At 45.8% G+C, this 1,197-nt stretch carries 1 pseudogene; it reads right to left on the reverse strand.

The features are described 5' to 3' along the window. Nucleotides 1–885 precede the first annotated feature (885 nt). Nucleotides 886–1,095: pseudogene (locus G463_RS22615) on the reverse strand (aminotransferase class IV); the annotation flags it as partial. Nucleotides 1,096–1,197 lie beyond the last annotated feature (102 nt).

Below are 1,197 nucleotides of genomic sequence, written 5' to 3' on the forward strand. Positions count from 1 at the left end.
GGTTTCCAAGGAATGAATACCCATAAGAGGAAAGTGAATTGCTGTGTTTTACGCCCTCATAAACTCATTCGGAAGGCTTTTCGGACACGCTCTTAAAGGAAATTGTAGATAAATCCTACGAATTGAAAGTTAACGGAATCTCTCTGAAATAGGAGGTGCTTCTGTCTCTAGCGGGAGTTTATGCGGCAGAAAGATTTGGGTACCCTTTATTGCGCTCAAGGGTAAGTGCAGATAGCTTCTGTATAGTAACCTCGTAGGCCGAGATGGGGGTACTGGGAAAGCCAAGGCGACAACCATGAGAGGTTGTCGCGCGATTACTAGTACCAGGGACCAGGATAATATCCGTAAGGGTATGGATAAGGGCGAGCTGCCGCTAATCCAGAAAGTGCAACGAGAGGAAGAAAAAGAAATGGGAAGAATGCTTCGGATATGTCTGCTTCTTCGTCAGAATTAGATATTGCATGGTCTGCTGACAATTTCTTCGTTGTCGCCGATGTCGGGTTAATCAGTGTAGCGCGCATCAGATATATACCGTCATCACTGACTGAATGTAATCTGCCACAATATACGTGCCCGCTGACGTGGTAAGCTATGACCTTATGTCCTATAAACTGCATACAATATTCACTAGTAATCTTTGGTCTTTTCTCTGACATGTTTAACGCCTCCTCGATTAACTTAGGAGGACGAACACCCATTCCTCCCTGTAGATACGACATATTTACGTGTGCTGTTGTCCATAGGTGCGGGACATATACCCCATGTCAAGCGCCTATTTCATAAATAGGCGCTTGACATGGGGGGAATTTTCCCGAATCGGGACACTGTGACGGGAAGGGGGGGAGGCCATGAGTGTAGCCAGTGCGTATCGTCCGGCTGAAACGTTTATTCGACAAAACGAACTGATACCCACCCACGTACACTGTTGATAAACCAAATCTTTGTAGCTCTTCTTATGTCCGACTGACTTAACACCGCCTCTTCAACGATACCTTCATCAAGAAGTTGAGCTCGAAATGTCCCCGCAAGTAATCCACAGTCACGAGATGGAGTCACCTTGCGTCCGTCTATTTCTAATACGATGTTTCCATTCGTAAACTCAGTAACTCAAGTTTCGCACCCTTAGACAGCCAGCTTTTCCTTGATAGCGCTGGGTAAATGGGTGATAAACTGTTCAACAATCATGTCGATCACGGT

Source organism: Alicyclobacillus contaminans DSM 17975 (assembly GCF_000429525.1).
GTDB classification, from domain to species: domain Bacteria; phylum Bacillota; class Bacilli; order Alicyclobacillales; family Alicyclobacillaceae; genus Alicyclobacillus_A; species Alicyclobacillus_A contaminans.